The sequence below is a fragment of the Streptomyces tatrensis genome (assembly GCF_049310065.1).
Taxonomy (GTDB): Bacteria; Actinomycetota; Actinomycetes; order Streptomycetales; family Streptomycetaceae; genus Streptomyces.
This window is the reverse complement of record NZ_JBMDLB010000011.1, coordinates 5743897-5761015: the sequence shown is the minus strand read 5'-3', so window position 1 is coordinate 5761015 and position 17119 is coordinate 5743897. Positions and strand designations below refer to the sequence as shown.

Genomic DNA, 17119 nt, shown 5'->3' with positions numbered 1-17119 from the left:
TTGCGGCCGGTCTGCGGGCACCCCTGCTGCTACCTTCGGACCAGGTGTCGGGGTGTGATCGTCCGCCTGACATCCGACTGGCATCGACTGACCATGCGGAGAGGTGGAGCAAGGTGGCACGCAGCAGCTCGGGAATCGTGGCCGGGCTCACCGTCGCGGCGCTCGCCGTCGTCGGTTTCCTCGGCTACCAGGCCTCCGCCTCCGCTCCCGAACTCCCGCCGAAGGCCGCCGCGCAGAGCCCGGCGCCCGCTCCGAGCGACTCCGGGCCCGCCAAGGCGGACCCGTCGAAGCCGGTGGCCCTCCCGGCCGGTTCCGGTACCGGCGTGCGCGTCGTGTACTCGCTGAGCGCCAAGCGCGTGTGGCTGGTGGGACCCGGCGGGGAGCCGAAGTCCTTCGCGGTGGTGCCGAGCACGGTGCACCCGGCGACCGGCAGCTACACGGTGGGCGGCCGTACGGGCAAGGTGACCGGCTCGGACGGGGTGCCGATCGAGCACGTCGTCCGGTTCGCGAGTCCCCGTGGGGTCACGGTCGGCTTCAGCTCCCGCGTGGACAACACCCTGCCCGCGCCCGACCCGGCCAAGAAGACCGGTGGTGTCCGCATGCTGCGCGCGGACGGGGACGCGATGTGGGCCTTCGCGACGATCGGCACGAAGGTCGTCGTCGTTCCCTGACGCCGCGTTCTCCGGCCCGGCGTTCCCTGACCCGGCCTCGACACGCCGAATTCACTCGTACGGGGACTCCGCGTCAGGCGGCCCCCCGCTTCAGGCCGCTTCGGACTCCGGGGCGGCCTGTTCGCTGCCCTCCACCCCGTCCCTTTCGGGATCGGGCTGCGGGGCGTGCTCGCGCGCGGGCGGCGTCGACACGGCGCTGGCGGCGACGCCCGCCGCGAGCAGCGCCCCCATGGACACGGCGGACGAGCGGGGGGACCGGCCCGCTGCTCCTGTTGCCGACATGGCTGCCTCCTGGCCGGGGCCAGCCCGTACTTAGGTACGCCTAACCAGCCCTCGCTACCATGTGACCACGCGCCCCACCGCCCGCGCAATATCTTCCCGACGACTTGTCGGAACGTTTCGCGCCGCTCCGCACCGCGCCGCGCTACGCCTGCTCCGCCGACAGGACGCCCGCGAGGCTCTCCAGACCCGCCCCGGCCGACCAGCGGGTGCCGATCCCGCGGACCGTCACCTCGCGCACGTCGTCCAGGACCTCCTCGTGGCCGACCGCCCGGCTGATCACCACGTGCAGCCGGTCGTCGGACAGCTCCTCGACCTTGCCGTCGCCCCATTCCACGACGACGACGGACTCGGGCAGCGAGACGTCGAGGTCCAGGTCCTCCATCTCGTCCAGCCCGCCGCCCAGCCGGTACGCGTCCACGTGCACCAGTGCCGGACCGCCGGTCAGAGAGGGGTGGACCCGGGCGATCACGAAGGTCGGCGAGGTCACGGCCCCGCGCACGCCCAGGCCCTCGCCGAGGCCGCGGGTCAGCGTGGTCTTCCCGGCGCCGAGCTCCCCGGTCAGCAGGACGAGGTCGCCTGGGCGCAGCAGGGCGGCGATCCGGCGCCCGAGATCCTGCATGGCGTCGGGCGAGCCGACGGTGACGTGCGTTTCCGTGTCAGGTACTTCTTCCATGCCCGCCAACGTTAGCCGCTGCGGGCACCGTCCCCGTGCGCGCGAGGAGCTCGGTGAGCAGCCGGGTCACGGTGTCCGGCTGCTCCAGCATCATCAGGTGCCCGGCGCTCTCCAGGACGACCAGCTCGGCCGAGGGCAGGGCTTCCTTGATGGCCCGGCTGTGGTCGGGCGGGGTGACCATGTCGCGGTCCCCGGCGATGACGGTGACGGGGATGTCCGCGAACCGCTGGAGGGCGGCCGTCTTGTCGTGCGACTGGAAGGCCGGGTAGAACTCGGCGACCACGTCGATGGGCGTGGCCTCGATGAGCCGCTCGGCGAAGCGGGCGACGCCCGGATCGACGTCGCGCGAGGCGAAGGAGTACATCTTGACCATCCCGGCGAACAGGTCGGCGGTGGCCCGGCGGCCCTTCTCCACCAGCTCCACCTGGGAGCCGAGCGCCTTGAGCACCCCGGGCAGCAGGCGCCGTACGGTGCTGAAGCCCAGGGTGGGCAGCCCGTACGTGACCTCCTGCAGCCGGCCGCTGGAGGTGCCGACCAGGGCCACACCGGCCACCCGGTCCCGGATGAGGCCGGGGAACTCCTGGGCCAGTCCCATGATGGTCATCCCGCCCATCGAGTGACCGACCAGGATCAGCGGTCCCTCGGGAGCGGCGGCGTCGATGACGGCCTTCAGGTCGCGGCCGAGCTGCTCGAAGGTGACCGGCTCGCCTTCGGCCTGGGCCAGGCCGCGCGCGCTGCGGCCGTGGCTGCGCTGGTCCCAGTACACGGCGCGGACCACGCCGCGCAGGGCCGCGCGCTGGAAGTGCCAGGAGTCCTGGGCGAGGCAGTAGCCGTGGCAGAACACCACGGTCGGCCGGACCGGGGCCTTGCGGCGCAGGCGGCGCCGCTTGCCCTCCTCGGGCAGCTCGTCGACCTCGTAGTAGAGCGCGGTGCCGTCGTCGGCCCGCGCGGTGCCGGGGGCTCCGCGCAGGGATCCGTAGTCCCCGGTCGAGTCGAGGGCGAGGCGCGCCTTCATGCGCATGCCCCGGCCGACGGTGATCCGTTCGACCGCGACCCCGGCCGCCGCTCCGGCGGCTATCACGCCGATGGCGGCTCCGGCCCAGCCCGCCTTGCGCCAGTTCTCGCTCACGCCGCCGCCTCTCGCTCGCTCAGCCGCCCAGGTACACGCGGGGCACCCGGGCCCCGATACGGGTGACGATCTCATAGGCGATCGTGTGCGCCGCTCGAGCCCAGTCCTCGGCGGTGGGTTCACCGCGCTCGGCGTCCCCGAAGATGACGGCCTCGTCGCCGGCGCGGGCGTGGCCGCCGTCCAGGTCGACCACGAACTGGTCCATGGCCACGCGCCCGGCGACGGTGCGGATGCGGCCGCCGACGAGCACCGGGCCGAGCCCCGACGCCTGGCGCGGGACGCCGTCCGCGTAGCCGGCGGGGATCAGCGCGAGGGTGGTCTCCCGCTCGGTGACGTAGTGGTGGCCGTAGCTGACGCCGTGCCCGGCCGGCACGGTCTTGACCAGCGCGACGGTGGCCTTGAGGGCCATCGCGGGCCGCAGGCCGAGCTGGGCGGGGGTGCCGAGCTCGGGCGCGGGCGAGACCCCGTAGAGGGCCAGGCCGCAGCGGACCAGGTCGAAGTGGGACTCGGGGAGGGTGAGCGTGGCCGGCGAGTTGGCGATGTGCCGGACCTCGGGCTCGACGCCCTCCTTCTCCGCGTACGCGAGCATGTCGCGGAAGGCGGTCAGCTGGAGCTGGATGGAGGGGTGTCCGGGCTCGTCGGCGCAGGCGAAGTGCGACCAGACGCCGGTGACGCGGACGGTCCCCTCGGACTGGGCGGCGACGGCCGCGGTCACCAGGGCCTCCCAGTCGGCGGGCTGGCAGCCGTTGCGGCCCAGGCCCGTGTCGGCCTTGAGCTGGATCCTGGCCGTCAGTCCGGTGGCGCGGGCTGCCTCCCGTACCTCGTCGAGGGCCCACATCGCGCTGACGGACACGTCGATACCGGCCTCGATGGCCTCCCGCCACGGCCCGCCGGGGGTCCACAGCCAGCACAGGACGGGCCCTTCGAGCCCGGCGGCGCGCAGCGCGAGGGCCTCCTCGGGCGTGGCGGTCCCGAGCCAGCTCGCACCGGCCTCCTGGGCAGCCCTGGCGCAGGCCACGGCCCCGTGCCCGTAGGCATCCGCCTTGACGACGGCCATCAGGGCGGAGCGGGGCGCCCGCTCGCGCAGGGCCCGTACGTTCGCCCGGACGGCGTCAAGATCGATCTCGGCGTACACGCGCGCGGCTGTCTCGTTCATCCCCCACAGTCTCTCAGAGCCCCACCCACGGGGCCGAACAGGCGGGGCCACACCCCCGCGACCCCCCTCTACGCCCCACACAGCCGGGCCACCCCACCCCGGTCCCCGCACCCGCAGGCCGACTCCAGCCAAATCCAGCCCCGCCGGCGCTTGAGGCGCGGGGGTCCGGGGGCGGAGCCCCTGGCAGCGGCGCCGCACGCTCACCCACGGCCCGCACAGCTGCGGCGGGCGACGGGCGACGCTGCCCGCACATCCAGCCCCGCCGACGTGTGAGGCGCGGGGGTCCGGGGGCGGAGCCCCTGGCAGCGGCGCCGCACGCGCCCAGGGCCCCGGCGCTAGCGGCGAGCGACCTCGCGCCAGGCCCTCGGCAGGGCTTCGGCCACCTGGTGGGCCAGGAGGGGGCCACCGGTGAGGCGGGCCGCCAGGCCGTGGAGGTACGCCGCCACCGACCCGGCGTCCACGGCCGGCAGCCCGGCCGCCAGCAGGGACCCGGCCAGCCCGGACAGCACGTCCCCGCTCCCCGCGGTGGCCAGCCACGGGGTCCCGGTCGGGTTCACCCGGACGGGGCCGGGCCCGGCCGGGGCGATCAGGGTCGTCGACCCCTTCAGCAGCGCCACCGCCCCGTACCGCTCCGCGAGCCCCCGCACGGCCTCCAGGCGGCCCGCCTCGACCGTCTCCCGCGCGAGCCCCAGCAGCGCCGCCGCCTCCCCCGCGTGCGGGGTCAGCAGGGTCGGGGCCGCCCGGGCCCGCAGCTCCCCGGGGTCCAGCCCGCGCAGCCCGTCCGCGTCCACCAGCACCGGCACCGGCTGCGACAGCGCCTCCCGCACCTCGGGGCCGCCCTCGTCGCCCAGCCCGGGCCCGACCACCCACGCCTGGACCCGGCCGGTTCCGATCAGCGTCTCGGGGTACCGGGCCAGTACGGCGTCCGCCACCGCCGGCGGCCCCACGTAGCGCACCGCGCCCGCGCCGCCCCGCAGCGCCCCCGCCACGGCGAGCACCGCCGCGCCCGGGTAGCGCGCGGACCCGGCGACGACCCCGAGCACGCCGCGCCGGTACTTGTCGCTCGACGCCGTCGGCTCCGGCAGCAGCCCCGCCACGTCGGCGTGCTGCAGGGCCTCCAGTCCGGGGGTCCCGAACAGTCCGGGGGTCCCGAAGTCCAGCCCGATGTCCACCAGGTGCAGCGCCCCCGCCCGCGAGGCCCCCGGGTCGATCAGCAGCCCCGGCTTGTACGCCCCGAAGGTCACCGTCACGTCCGCCGTCACGGCCGCTCCGGCCACCTCCCCGGTGTCCGCGTCCACCCCGCTCGGCAGGTCCACCGCGACCACCACCGCGCCCGCCGGGATCCGCTCCACCAGCGCGGCCGCGGCCGGCCGCAGCGCGCCCCGGCCGCCGATGCCGACCAGCCCGTCGAGCACCAGGTCGGCCCGCTCGGGCACGGCCCCTTCGAGGCGCCCGCCGGCGGCCCGCAGCGCGGCCAGTCCGCCCGCGTGCAGCCGGGCCGGATCCATCGCGACCGCCGTCACCCCGGCCCCGCGCCGGGCCAGCTTCGCGCCCGCGTAGAGGGTGTCGCCGCCGTTGTCCCCCGGGCCGACCAGCAGGACCACGCGGGCCCCGTACACGCGGGGCAGCAACCGCACGCAGACGGCGGCCAGTCCGGCCGCCGCCCGCTGCATCAGGGTGCCTTCGGGCACCCGGGCCATCAGCTCGCGCTCGGCGGCCCGTACGGTCTCCACGCTGTAAGCAGTACGCATGCCACCAGCCTGCCCGACGGAGGCCTTAGGGCGGGTCTTTCGGATCAGGCCGGGCTTGCGGTGTCCGGCACCGCAAGCTGATCCGGCCTGATCCGAAAGACCCGCCCTACCCCTCGGCGATCACCACGGCGGAGGCGATGCCCGCGTCGTGGCTCAGCGAGATGTGCCAGGACTTCACGCCCAGCGCCAGCGCCCGCGCCTGAACCGTGCCCGTCACCCGCAAGCGCGGCTGCCCGGTCTCCTCGACGTACACCTCGGCGTCGGTCCACAGCATCCCGCCGGGCGCGCCGAGCGCCTTGGCCAGTGCCTCCTTGGCCGCGAACCGGGCGGCGAGCGAGGCGGCTCCGCGCCGCTCGCCGCTCGGCAGGGTCATCTCGGAGTCGAGGAACAGCCGTTCGGCCAGGTGCGGCGTGCGCTCCAGCGCCGCGCCGAACCGTTCGATCTCCGCCACATCGATCCCGACGCCGATAATCACAACTACAGCTCCAGCCCAGCCCGCTACTCCACCGTCACCACGGTGCTCAATTGCCGGCGACCTGCTCCGCTCGCTGCGCTCACTCCACAGTCACCGACTTGGCGAGGTTACGCGGCTGGTCCACTTCGTTGCCACGGGCCGTCGCCAGCTCGCACGCGAACACCTGCAGCGGCACGGTGGCCACGAGCGGCTGGAGCAGCGTCGGGGTGGCCGGGATGCGGATGAGGTGGTCGGCGTACGGGACCACAGCCTCGTCCCCCTCCTCGGCGATCACGATGGTCATCGCCCCGCGCGCCCGGATCTCCTGGATGTTGGACACGATCTTGTCGTGCAGCACCGAGCGCCCGCGCGGCGACGGTACGACGACCACGACCGGCAGGTCCTTCTCGATGAGCGCGATCGGCCCGTGCTTGAGCTCGCCCGCCGCGAAGCCCTCGGCGTGCATGTACGCCAGCTCCTTGAGCTTGAGCGCACCCTCCAGCGCCACCGGGTAGCCGACGTGGCGCCCCAGGAACAGCACGGTGTTCTTGTCGGCGAGCGACCGCGCCAGCTCCCGTACCGGCTCCATGGTCTCCAGTACGGTGTCCACCGCCGCGGCGATGTCCGACAGCTCCCGGATCACCGACCGGATCTCGTCGCCCCACTTCGTGCCCCGGACCTGCCCGAGGTAGAGGGCGACCAGGTAGCAGGCCACGAGCTGCGTCAGGAACGCCTTGGTCGAGGCGACGGCCACCTCGGGCCCGGCGTGCGTGTACAGCACGGCGTCCGACTCGCGCGGGATCGTCGAGCCGTTCGTATTGCAGATGGCCAGCACCTTGGCGCCCTGCTCGCGCGCGTGGCGCAGCGCCATCAGGGTGTCCATCGTCTCGCCGGACTGCGAGATCGCGATCACCAGCGTCCGCTGGTCCAGGATCGGGTCGCGGTAGCGGAACTCGCTGGCCAGCTCCGTCTCGCAGGGGATGCGGGTCCAGTGCTCGATGGCCAGCTTCGCGATCATGCCCGCGTGGTACGCCGTACCGCACGCCACGATCACGACCTTGTCGACCTCGCGCAGCACCGAGTCGGGGATGCGCACCTCGTCGAGGGTGAGCAGGCCGTTCGCGTCGATCCGGCCCAGGAGGGTGTCGGCGACGGCCTTCGGCTGCTCGGCGATCTCCTTGAGCATGAAGTAGTCGTATCCCCCCTTCTCGGCCGCCGAGGCGTCCCAGTCCACGTGGTACGCCCGCACGTCCGCGGCCGTCCCGTCGAAGTTGGTCACCGTGACCCCGTCGCGGCGCAGCTCCACGACCTGGTCCTGGCCCAGCTCGATCGCGGAGCGGGTGTGGGCGATGAAGGCGGCCACGTCGGAGGCGAGGAAGTTCTCGCCCTCCCCGACGCCCACCACGAGCGGCGAGTTGCGGCGCGCGCCGACCACCACGTCCGGCTGGTCCGCGTGCACGGCGACCAGCGTGAAGGCCCCGTCGAGGCGCCGGCACACCTGCCGCATGGCCTCCGCCAGGTCCCCGCCCGCGCCCTCGAACAGCTCGGCCAGCAGGTGCGCCACGACCTCGGTGTCCGTCTCGGACTCCAGCCGGTGGCCGCGCCCGGCGAGCTCGGCCCGCAGCGCGGCGAAGTTCTCGATGATCCCGTTGTGCACGACGGCCACGCGCCCCGAATTGTCGAGGTGCGGGTGGGCGTTGACATCGGTGGGCCCCCCATGGGTGGCCCACCGGGTGTGTCCGAGCCCCGTGGAACCGGCCGGCAGCGGGTGCCCGACCAGCTCCTTCTCCAGATTGACCAGCTTGCCGGCCTTCTTGACGGCGGCAAGAGATCCGTCGGCGAGCACGGCGACACCCGCCGAGTCGTAGCCGCGGTACTCCAGCCGCTTGAGTCCGGCAATGACCACATCGAGCGCCGACTGCGCTCCCACGTAACCCACGATTCCGCACATAAGCCGCAGGGTACGCCGTAGTTGGCCCGGTGCCCGGTACCTGAACAAGACGAAAACCCCGCCCCGGCGAATGCGCCGGGGCGGGGTCTGCTCCCGCGCGGAACGGGCAGGACGGAGGAACCGTCAGCCGAGCTTCTTGAGCTGCGCCGCGACGAGGGCCGTCGGCTGCTCGGCCGTACCGGTCAGGCTGAGGGCGGAGAAGGTGGCGAGGGTGTTGCCCTGGCGCACGACCACGAGCTGCGTCGTGAACGCCGAGCCGTCCGCGTCACCCACGACCGTGTAGGCGAGCGCCTCGTCCCCACCGGTGACGGGGGTGCCGGCGGCGACCTTGGTGATCTTGCCCGTTTCGCCGGCCTGGGTGGCCGCGTAGCCGGCGGCGCACGCCGCGCCCGCGCTCTTGAGCGAGGCGAAGGCCTCCGCCGCGCCCGCGCCCGCGAACGACTCCATGGTGACGGCGGTGGCGGTCGAGCCGAGGGCCTTCATCGCTGCCTCCGCCTTCTCCTCCGGACTCGCGTCCGCGGCCGGCTGCTTCGGCACGGCCACGGCCTTGACCCGCGCGGTGCCGGTGCCGGCGCCCTGCGCGGCCATGGACTGCGCCTTGACCAGCGGAAGGCACGCGGGCTTGTCGCTGGTGGCCCCGGCGCCGGCCGTGGCCTCCTCGGGGGTGGCGGCCTTGAGGACGTGGTCCGGCAGGTCCGCCTGGGCCACGAGCAGGCCGCCGAGCTCGGCGTCCGTCTTCGCCTTCGCCGCGGGCGCCGCCGGAGCGGACGCGGACGCGGACGGCTTGGTGTCGTCCTTCGCGTCGGTCGTGCCGGAGCCGCCGCACGCGGTGGCGAGCAGCGCCAGGGACAGGGCCGAGGCGGACAGGACGGTACGGCGGACGAGTGCGGTACGCACGATGTTTCCCCCCACGAGACGATCAGCGAATGGGCAGCACGCGACTGCGCCCCGAAAGCGGGGCGCCCTCCAGAACTGCGGTGATCAACACCGTACGGGGACCCCGGTACCGCCGCCGCCCCATTACTCGCACGCCGGACGCATCGTGACCCCGCCGATACCGCAGATCCCTCCAATCGAGACCCGCCCCTGCACAACCCCTCCCACCCCGGGCCATAAGACCCCACTCCACGTGACCGACCACACCACCCACGGCGGCCCGCGACCCGTGACAATGGCCGTGTGATCTCTTCGCCGCCACGAAGCACGCCGGACCGCGCAACGGAGCGCCCCGACGGATCGGAGCCCCCGACGCAGGCCCAGCAGGCCCAGCCGACCCAGCACCCCGAGCACGCCGCGCACCCCACGCGCCGCCGGGGCCACGAGGCCTCCCCCTACGTGGACCTCACCCGTGCCGAGTGGAGCGCCCTGCGCGAGCGCACTCCGCTCCCGCTGACGGCCGACGAGGTCGAGCGGCTGCGCGGACTGGGCGATGTCATCGACCTCGACGAGGTCCGCGACGTCTACCTGCCGCTCTCCCGGCTGCTGAACCTGTACGTCGGCGCCACCAGCAACCTGCGCGGCACCCTCAACACCTTCCTCGGCGACGCCGGCAACGGCCACGGCGCCCAGCAGGGCACCCCCTTCGTCATAGGGGTCGCCGGCTCGGTCGCCGTGGGCAAGTCCACCGTGGCCCGTCTCCTCCAGGCGCTGCTGGCCCGCTGGCCGGAGCACCCGCGCGTGGAGCTGGTCACCACCGACGGCTTCCTGTACCCGATGAAGGAGCTGGAGCGGCGCGGGCTGACCGCGCGCAAGGGCTTCCCGGAGTCCTACGACCGCCGGGCGCTGACCCGCTTCGTCGCCGACATCAAGGCGGGCAAGGACGAGGTCAAGGCCCCCGTCTACTCCCACCTGATCTACGACATCGTCCCCGGCGAGGAACTCGTCGTACGCCGCCCCGACATCCTGATCGTCGAGGGGCTCAACGTCCTGCAGCCCGCCATGCCCGGCAAGGACGGCCGCACCCGGGTCGGCCTCGCCGACTACTTCGACTTCAGCGTGTACGTGGACGCCCGCCCCGAGGACATCGAGCGCTGGTACCTCAACCGGTTCCGCAAGCTGCGCGAGACGGCGTTCCAGAACCCCTTCTCCTACTTCCGCAAGTACACCCAGGTCTCCGAGGAGGAGGCGCTGGAGTACGCGCAGACGATGTGGCGGACCATCAACAAGCCCAACCTGCTGGAGAACGTGGCCCCGACCCGCGGCCGCGCCACCCTCGTCGTCCGCAAGGGCCCGGACCACAAGGTGCAGAAGCTGAGTCTGCGCAAGCTCTGAGCGCCACCTGAAACCGGGGGCCTCCGGAGGCTAGGGTGCGGCCATGCTGCATCTACGGATGATCATTCCGTCGGACCGGACCGATGCCGTGGTCAAGATCGTCGAGAGGACGGTCGGCACCACCCATCTGGCCGTGCTGCCCGGCGCCGCCCGCATCCCGCGGGGCGACATCGTGCTGTGCGACGTCGCGCGCGAGGCGGGCGACGAGCTCCTGCACGAGCTCCGGGAGCTCGGCATCGACAAGGACGGGTCGATCGCGGTCGAGAACATCGACCTGTCCCTCTCGGACCGCGCCGACCGGGCCGAGGAGGAGGCTCCGGGCGAGGCCGCCGACGCCGTCCTGTGGGAGCAGTTGACCGAGGCGACCCACGAGGAGTCCACCCTCACCATCACCTACAGCGCCTTCATGATCGTCGCGACGATGATCGCGGCCTGCGGCGTGGTCCTCGACAACGCCATCCTCATCGTGGGCGCGATGGCGGTCGGCCCGGAGTTCGGCCCGCTCGCCGGCGTCTGCACCGCCGTGGTGCAGCGCGCCCCCAAACTGGCCGTCCGCTCGCTGATCGCCCTGCTGGTGGGCTTCGCCGCCGCGATGGTCGCGACCACCGTCTTCACCCTGGTCATGGACGCGCTCGGCCTGTTCCACCACGACATGCTGGACAAGCCCCGCCCCAACACCAGCTTCATCTGGCAGCCGGACCTGTTCTCGTTCGTCGTGGCCCTGCTCGCCGGCGTCGCCGGGGTGCTGTCCCTGACCTCGGCGAAGTCCGGCGCGCTGGTCGGCGTCGCGATCTCGGTGACCACGGTCCCGGCGGCCGCCAACGCGGCCGTGGCCCTCGGCTACGGCGAGTTCGGCCAGATGTCGGGCTCCATCCAGCAGCTGCTGCTGAACCTCTTCGGCATCATGCTGGCCGGCGTCCTGACCCTGCTCGCCCAGAAGCTCCTGTGGCGCACCCAGCGGGGCCACTGGCGGCGCACCCCGGCCAAGGCCTGAACCCCCGGCAACCCCGGCAACGACAGCGGCCCCGCGCTACGAAGCTTCGTAGCGCGGGGCCGCTGTCGTGACGGGAGGGCGGGAGGGCGGGCTCTAGCCGAGCGCCGACTTCACGACGTCCGCGAGGCGCCCCGCGACCGAGCGGGCCTGCTCGATGTCGGCGGCCTCCACCATGACCCGCACGAGGGGCTCCGTGCCCGACGAACGCAGCAGTACGCGCCCGGTCGTGCCCAGCTCCCGCTCCGCCTCGGCGACGGCCGCGGCCAGCTCGCCCGAGGTGGTGACGCGCGACTTGTCCACGTCGGGGACGTTGACCAGCACCTGCGGCAGCCGCGTCATGATCTCGGTCAGCTCGTCCAGCGGCGTGCCGGTGGCCGCGATCCGGGCCGCCAGCATCAGGCCGGTCAGGGTGCCGTCGCCGGTGGTGGCGTGGTCGAGGATGATCACGTGGCCGGACTGCTCGCCGCCCAGCGCATACCCGTGCTCCTTCATCGACTCCAGGACGTACCGGTCGCCGACGCCGGTCTGCACGACGCTGATGCCCGCCGACTCCATGGCCAGCTTGAAGCCCAGGTTCGACATCACGGTGGCGACGACGGTGTCCTCGCGCAGGTGCCCGGACTCGCGCATCGCCAGCGCCAGCACCGCGAGGATCTGGTCCCCGTCGACCTCCTGGCCCTTCGCGTCCACGGCCAGGCAGCGGTCGGCGTCCCCGTCGTGCGCGATGCCGAGGTCGGCGCCGTGCTCGACGACGGCCTGCTTCAGCAGACCGAGGTGGGTGGAGCCGCAGCCGTCGTTGATGTTCAGGCCGTCGGGCTCGGCACCGATGGTGACGATCTCCGCGCCGGCCCGGGTGAAGGCCTCGGGCGAGACGTAGGCCGCCGCGCCGTGCGCCTCGTCCAGGACGACCTTGAGGCCGTCGAGACGGTTGGGCAGGACACCCATGAGGTGGGCGACGTACTTGTCGAAGCCCTCGGTGTAGTCGGAGACCCGGCCGACGCCGCCGCCCGTCGGGCGGTCCCAGGGAGCACCCGTGCGGTGGTCCTCGTAGACCGACTCGATCCGGTCCTCCAGCTCGTCGGCGAGCTTGTGACCGCCGCGCGCGAAGAACTTGATGCCGTTGTCGGGCATGGCGTTGTGGCTGGCCGAGAGCATGACTCCGAGGTCGGCGCCCAGCGCACCGGTGAGATACGCCACCGCCGGGGTGGGCAGCACACCGACGCGCAGGACGTCCACGCCCGCGCTCGCGAGACCGGCGACGACTGCGGCCTCCAGGAACTCGCCCGAGGCCCGGGGGTCCCGGCCGACCACCGCGGTGGCCCGGTGGCCGGCGAAGGTGCCTGCCTCGGCCAGTACGTGTGCGGCCGCCACGGAGAGGCCGAGCGCGAGCTCGGCCGTCAGATCCGCGTTGGCAACGCCTCGTACACCGTCCGTCCCGAAGAGTCGTCCCACTGTTGTCCTCCCGAGTTCACACTTCGCTATGAGCAGTTGTGCCAATTATTTGCCGCTTTTGGCGGTAAACGAACCGCCCCGGCAGCACACAGAGTGCTGCCGGGGCGGATTCGTGCTGAACAGCAGGCGAGATTAACGCTTGCTGTACTGCGGAGCCTTACGGGCCTTCTTGAGACCGGCCTTCTTGCGCTCGACCGCACGGTCGTCGCGGGAGAGGAAGCCGGCCTTCTTCAGCGCCGGGCGGTTGTTGTCCTGGTCCGCCTCGTTCAGCGCACGGGCCACACCGAGGCGCAGGGCGCCGGCCTGGCCGGACACGCCGCCACCCGAGATGCGGGCGATGACGTCGTAGCGGTTGTCGAGCTCGAGCAGCTTGAACGGCTCGTTGACTTCCTGCTGGTGCACCTTGTTGGGGAAGTAGTCCTCAAGGGTGCGACCGTTGATCTTCCACTTGCCGGTGCCCGGAACGATCCGGACGCGGGCGATGGCGTTCTTGCGACGGCCCAGGCCGGCGGCCGGCTGGGGGTCACCGAAGCGACCGGCAAGGGACTCGGACGTGTAGTCACCCTCGACTACGTCCGCGGTCTCGGTGGTGTACTCCTCGACGTTGCCCTCGAACTCTTCGACGGGGGTCGTCTCGGCGGTGGTCTCGGCCACGATGCTCCTCAGAAGTTTCTTGTCTTAGGGGGTGTGGTGGCCGGAACTACTGCGCGACCTGGGTGATCTCGAACGGCACCGGCTGCTGAGCAGCGTGGGGGTGCACATCGCCCGAGTAGACCTTCAGCTTCGAGAGCATCTGACGGCCCAGGGTGTTCTTGGGGATCATGCCCTTGATGGCCTTCTCGACGGCCTTCTCCGGGTTGTTCGCCAGGAGGTCGTCGTAGCGGACCGAGCGGAGGCCACCCGGGAAACCGGAGTGGCGGTACGCCATCTTCTGGGTCGCCTTGTTGCCGGACAGGTGGACCTTGTCGGCGTTGATGATGATGACAAAGTCGCCCATGTCCATGTGGGGGGCGTAAGTCGGCTTGTGCTTACCCCGCAGGAGGGTAGCGGCCTGGGTCGCCAGACGGCCGAGGACAACGTCCTGGGCGTCGATGACGTGCCACTGGCGCGAGATGTCGCCGGGCTTGGGGCTGAACGTACGCACGCGTATGCCTTCGCTTCTTCAGTGGTGGGTCATCCCCGGGGGGTGAGCCCGAGGGACGGGTCCTGACATGGGTCACCACGGACGATCACGACAGCCCTGGTTCACATCGGAGACGCAACCCGTGTGTACCGCTGGTCATCGGCCCGGTGGACCGGCGTAAGGCAGATTCACGTGAGAATGAGAAAGCCAATACGCATAACGAACCAGCAGGGTACCCCTGAAGACCTGGAAGGGTCAAAACGCGGTCCGCGAACCCGTTTCGACGGGGGTCGCGGCGCACTCCGGTTCGGTCCTGGGTGGGGACCCCGTAGTTCGTACAGGTTCCAGAGTAACCCGGATCGGACGCAGTGCTCGACGCGCCAGCAATCCGGCGAGCGCGCACAGGGTCACCATGTCCCTGAATGCCCGCCTCTTGGCCTCGAACTCCGAGGGCCACGGAATGCCCGCCGTCTGCGGCACCAGCGCCACCCAGAACCAGGGCGAGCGCGGCATCGAGCCCGGCCGCACCCCCGATGCCAGCAGCAGCGGGAGCACCACGATCAGGTAGTGGTCGAAGGAGGGCCGGGACACCAGGAATGCGGCCAGCATCACCATGCAGGCCGTCTCCACCAGCCTCAGCTCGCCCGCGTCGCCGTCCGCCTCCACCGGCCTGCGCCAGCGCCGCCAGGTCGCCCACAGCCCGCACCCGGCCCCCGCGAAGGCCAGCGCCACCGCCAGCGGCGCCGGCACGCCCAGCCGCGGGAGCGCCGCGATCGGCGAGGCGTCCCAGGGCAGCGCGTAGGAATCCTGGCCCTGCAGCAGGAACGGCAGGGTCTTGGTGAAGAACAGCGTCGGGTGCGGCATCATCAGCGCCCCCGCCAGCGACAGCCCCACCGGCACGCCCACCGCCAGGGCGAGGCCCCGCCACTGGCGTGCCAGCAGGAAGAGCAGTCCGAGCGGCACCAGCATCGGCTTGCACGCGATGGCGAGTCCCACCACCAGCCCGGCCGCGGCCCAGTGCTTGCGGTGCGCCAGCAGCAGCGCCACCGGCAGGGCGGCGGCGGAGATGGCCGTCCAGTTCCCGATCAGCACGAGGTTGATGTACGGCTTGTAGGCCAGCGCGAACAGGGCGAAACCGCCGACCGCGAACCGCGAGCGCACGGGTACGGAGAACAGCCGCAGCGAGGCCCACCAGCCGATGCCGACGAGCCCGGTCATCCCCAGCGGCAGCACGCAGCGCAGCAGCGGCGCCGGCAGCAGGGCCTCGGGGATCGCCATGATCACGGCGCTGGGCAGGTAGAGGAACCGCTTGTCCTCGTACGGGGACACCCCGGCGAGCAGGGCGTCGGCCGCCTTGACCACGAAGGCGTTGTCGGAGCCCCAGTTCTCCCGCAGGCTCGCCGCGACCGCCACCGACAGCAGGATCACCAGGCCCGCGAACCGCCAGGACCGGGGCGCCGGCCGCAGCAGCCAGGCCAGCCCCCGGTCCCAGGAGGACGGGCTGTCCCACTTCATGACCCAGACACTCGGCCGCAGCCCCACAACGAAGTCCCCTCGACCCAAGCCGGGGGTGGTCTCCCCCTAGCGCTTCCGCTCGACCCTACGTTCGTCCCAGACGGGCTCCGTAGTCTCTCGCACAACACCGTCCGAACCGAAGACCAGATAACGGTCAAATGTGCGGGCGAACCACCGGTCGTGCGTGACGCACAGCACAGTGCCGTCGTACGCCTCCAGCCCGTCCTGCAGTGCTTCCGCCGACTCCAGGTCGAGGTTGTCCGTGGGCTCGTCGAGCAGCAGCGCGGTGGTCCCCGCCAGCTCCAGCAGCAGGATCTGGAAACGCGCCTGCTGGCCGCCCGAGAGCCTCTCGAAGGGCTGCTCGCCCTGGCGCTCCAGCTCGTAGCGGCGCAGGGCGCCCATCGCCTGGCCGAGCGGCTTGGCCGCCTCCGTCCACAGGATGTCGACGAGCGTGCGGCCGAACAGCTCGGGGTGGGCGTGGGTCTGCGCGAAGTGGCCGGGAACCACGCGGGCGCCGAGCTTCCACGTACCCGTGTGCTTGACGTCCTCCCCCGCCATCAGGCGCAGGAAGTGGGACTTCCCGGAGCCGTTCGAGCCCAGGACCGCGACCCGCTCCCCGTAGAAGACCTCCAGGGAGAAGGGCTTCATCAGCCCGGTGAGCTCCAGGTTCTCGACGGTGAGCGCGCGCACGCCCGTACGGCCGCCCTTGAGCCGCATCTTGATGTCCTGCTCGCGCGGCGGCTCGGGCGGCGGACCGGCCTCCTCGAACTTCTTGAAGCGGGTCTGCATCGCGTGGTACCGCGAGGCCATGTCCGGGCTGATCGCGGCCTGGCCGCGCAGTCGCAGCACCAGGGCCTTCAGCCGGGCGTGCTCCTCGTCCCAGCGCCGCTTGAGCTCCTCGAAGCGCGCGAAGCGCTCCTTGCGGGCGTCGTGGAAGGTCGCGAAGCCCGAACCGTGGATCCACACGTCCGAGCCGTTCGGGCTCGCCTCCAGGCTGATGATCTTCTCGGCGGACTGGGTCAGCAGCTCCCGGTCGTGGCTGACGAAGAGCACCGTCTTGCGGGTGGCCTTGAGCTGCTCCTCCAGCCACCGCTTGCCCGGGACGTCGAGGTAGTTGTCCGGCTCGTCGAGCAGCAGCACCTCGTCCGGCCCGCGCAGCAGCGCCTCCAGCACGAGCCGCTTCTGCTCACCGCCCGAGAGCGTGCGCACCTCGCGGAACTGCGCCGAGTCGTACGGGATCGCCAGCGCGGCCATCGTGCAGACGTCCCACAGCGTCTCCGCCTCGTACCCCTGCACGTCGGCCCAGTCGCTGAGCGCCTGCGCGTAGGCCATCTGGGCGGGCTCGTCGTCCACCGTGAGGATCAGCTGCTCGGCCCGGTCCACCGCCTTCGCGGCGTCCCGGATCCGCGGCTGGGCCACCGAGACCAGCAGGTCCCGTACGGTCGTCTCGTCGCGGACCGAGCCCACGAACTGCGACATCACGCCCAGCCCGCCGCTGACGGTCACGCCGCCGCCGTGCGGCTGGAGCTCGCCGGAGATCATCTTCAGCAGCGTGGTCTTGCCGGCCCCGTTCGCCCCGACCAGGGCGACGACCGACCCCTCCCCCACCCGGAAGGAGACGTCGGGGAGCAGGACCCGCCCGTCGGGAAGGTAGTACTCCAGGTGGCTGGCTTCGAGATGTCCCATGCGGGGCATTG

16 protein-coding genes are annotated in these 17119 nt (G+C 72.3%); 3 read left to right on the top strand and 13 right to left on the bottom strand.

Translation table 11 applies throughout. The features are described 5' to 3' along the window. Positions 1 to 113 precede the first annotated feature (113 nt). Positions 114 to 671 carry a hypothetical protein gene (locus ACODT5_RS42360; RefSeq protein WP_422524247.1) on the top strand — a complete coding sequence of 186 codons (558 nt, stop codon included), beginning with the start codon at positions 114 to 116 and terminating at the stop codon, positions 669 to 671. Positions 672 to 761: 90 nt separating this feature from the next. On the opposite strand, the gene ACODT5_RS42355 is transcribed toward ACODT5_RS42360, so the two are convergent. The 8 genes from ACODT5_RS42355 to ACODT5_RS42320 form a co-directional block, all read right to left on the bottom strand. After that, a complete protein-coding gene (locus ACODT5_RS42355) occupies positions 762 to 953 on the bottom strand; it encodes a hypothetical protein (RefSeq protein ID WP_422524246.1) in 192 nt (63 codons plus the stop codon). A gap of 142 nt (positions 954 to 1095) precedes the next feature. Continuing rightward, the gene (gene tsaE, locus ACODT5_RS42350) at positions 1096 to 1626 is read right to left on the bottom strand and encodes a tRNA (adenosine(37)-N6)-threonylcarbamoyltransferase complex ATPase subunit type 1 TsaE (protein ID WP_422524245.1); all 531 of its coding nucleotides are present in this window, start codon (positions 1624 to 1626) and stop codon (positions 1096 to 1098) included. Beyond that, positions 1610 to 2830, bottom strand: coding sequence for an alpha/beta fold hydrolase (locus tag ACODT5_RS42345; RefSeq protein ID WP_422524244.1), 1221 nt, complete (start codon positions 2828 to 2830; stop codon positions 1610 to 1612). Before ACODT5_RS42345 ends, tsaE begins: the two co-directional genes overlap by 17 nt. After that, a complete protein-coding gene (gene alr / locus ACODT5_RS42340) occupies positions 2775 to 3911 on the bottom strand; it encodes an alanine racemase (protein ID WP_422524243.1) in 1137 nt (378 codons plus the stop codon). The genes ACODT5_RS42345 and alr overlap by 56 nt, the downstream gene beginning before the upstream one ends. 335 nt (positions 3912 to 4246) lie before the next feature. After that, positions 4247 to 5662: an NAD(P)H-hydrate dehydratase gene (locus ACODT5_RS42335; RefSeq protein WP_422524242.1), complete on the bottom strand. Its 1416-nt coding sequence runs from the start codon at positions 5660 to 5662 to the stop codon at positions 4247 to 4249. A 106-nt stretch (positions 5663 to 5768) separates the two neighbouring features. After that, positions 5769 to 6137, bottom strand: a complete 369-nt coding sequence (locus ACODT5_RS42330) for a holo-ACP synthase (protein WP_422524241.1) — start codon at positions 6135 to 6137, stop codon at positions 5769 to 5771. A 79-nt stretch (positions 6138 to 6216) separates the two neighbouring features. Then, the gene (gene glmS, locus ACODT5_RS42325; protein ID WP_422524240.1) at positions 6217 to 8067 is read right to left on the bottom strand and encodes a glutamine--fructose-6-phosphate transaminase (isomerizing); all 1851 of its coding nucleotides are present in this window, start codon (positions 8065 to 8067) and stop codon (positions 6217 to 6219) included. A 123-nt stretch (positions 8068 to 8190) separates the two neighbouring features. Next, entirely contained in the window at positions 8191 to 8964 is a 774-nt protein-coding gene (locus tag ACODT5_RS42320; protein ID WP_422524239.1) for a hypothetical protein, read from the bottom strand. A 438-nt stretch (positions 8965 to 9402) separates the two neighbouring features. On the opposite strand from ACODT5_RS42320, the gene coaA reads away from it, so the two are divergent. Both coaA and ACODT5_RS42310 read left to right on the top strand, forming a co-directional pair. Beyond that, positions 9403 to 10338 carry a type I pantothenate kinase gene (gene coaA / locus ACODT5_RS42315; protein WP_327257621.1) on the top strand — a complete coding sequence of 312 codons (936 nt, stop codon included), beginning with the start codon at positions 9403 to 9405 and terminating at the stop codon, positions 10336 to 10338. A gap of 43 nt (positions 10339 to 10381) precedes the next feature. Continuing rightward, complete coding sequence (locus ACODT5_RS42310; protein ID WP_422524238.1) at positions 10382 to 11332, top strand: DUF389 domain-containing protein; 951 nt, start codon at positions 10382 to 10384, stop codon at positions 11330 to 11332. Between the two features lie 93 nt (positions 11333 to 11425). Here ACODT5_RS42310 and glmM read toward each other — a convergent pair whose 3' ends face one another. The 5 genes from glmM to ACODT5_RS42285 form a co-directional block, all read right to left on the bottom strand. Then, positions 11426 to 12784: a phosphoglucosamine mutase gene (glmM, locus tag ACODT5_RS42305; protein ID WP_422524237.1), complete on the bottom strand. Its 1359-nt coding sequence runs from the start codon at positions 12782 to 12784 to the stop codon at positions 11426 to 11428. Positions 12785 to 12916: 132 nt separating this feature from the next. Next, positions 12917 to 13438 (bottom strand): 30S ribosomal protein S9, encoded by a 522-nt coding sequence (gene rpsI, locus ACODT5_RS42300; protein ID WP_327254492.1) that lies wholly within the window; start codon positions 13436 to 13438, stop codon positions 12917 to 12919. A 46-nt stretch (positions 13439 to 13484) separates the two neighbouring features. Then, positions 13485 to 13928 carry a 50S ribosomal protein L13 gene (rplM, locus tag ACODT5_RS42295; RefSeq protein ID WP_112447734.1) on the bottom strand — a complete coding sequence of 148 codons (444 nt, stop codon included), beginning with the start codon at positions 13926 to 13928 and terminating at the stop codon, positions 13485 to 13487. A gap of 234 nt (positions 13929 to 14162) precedes the next feature. Continuing rightward, positions 14163 to 15422, bottom strand: a complete 1260-nt coding sequence (locus tag ACODT5_RS42290) for a glycosyltransferase family 87 protein (protein ID WP_422524236.1) — start codon at positions 15420 to 15422, stop codon at positions 14163 to 14165. Positions 15423 to 15488: 66 nt separating this feature from the next. Then, positions 15489 to 17108 carry an ABC-F family ATP-binding cassette domain-containing protein gene (locus ACODT5_RS42285; protein WP_422524235.1) on the bottom strand — a complete coding sequence of 540 codons (1620 nt, stop codon included), beginning with the start codon at positions 17106 to 17108 and terminating at the stop codon, positions 15489 to 15491. Positions 17109 to 17119 lie beyond the last annotated feature (11 nt).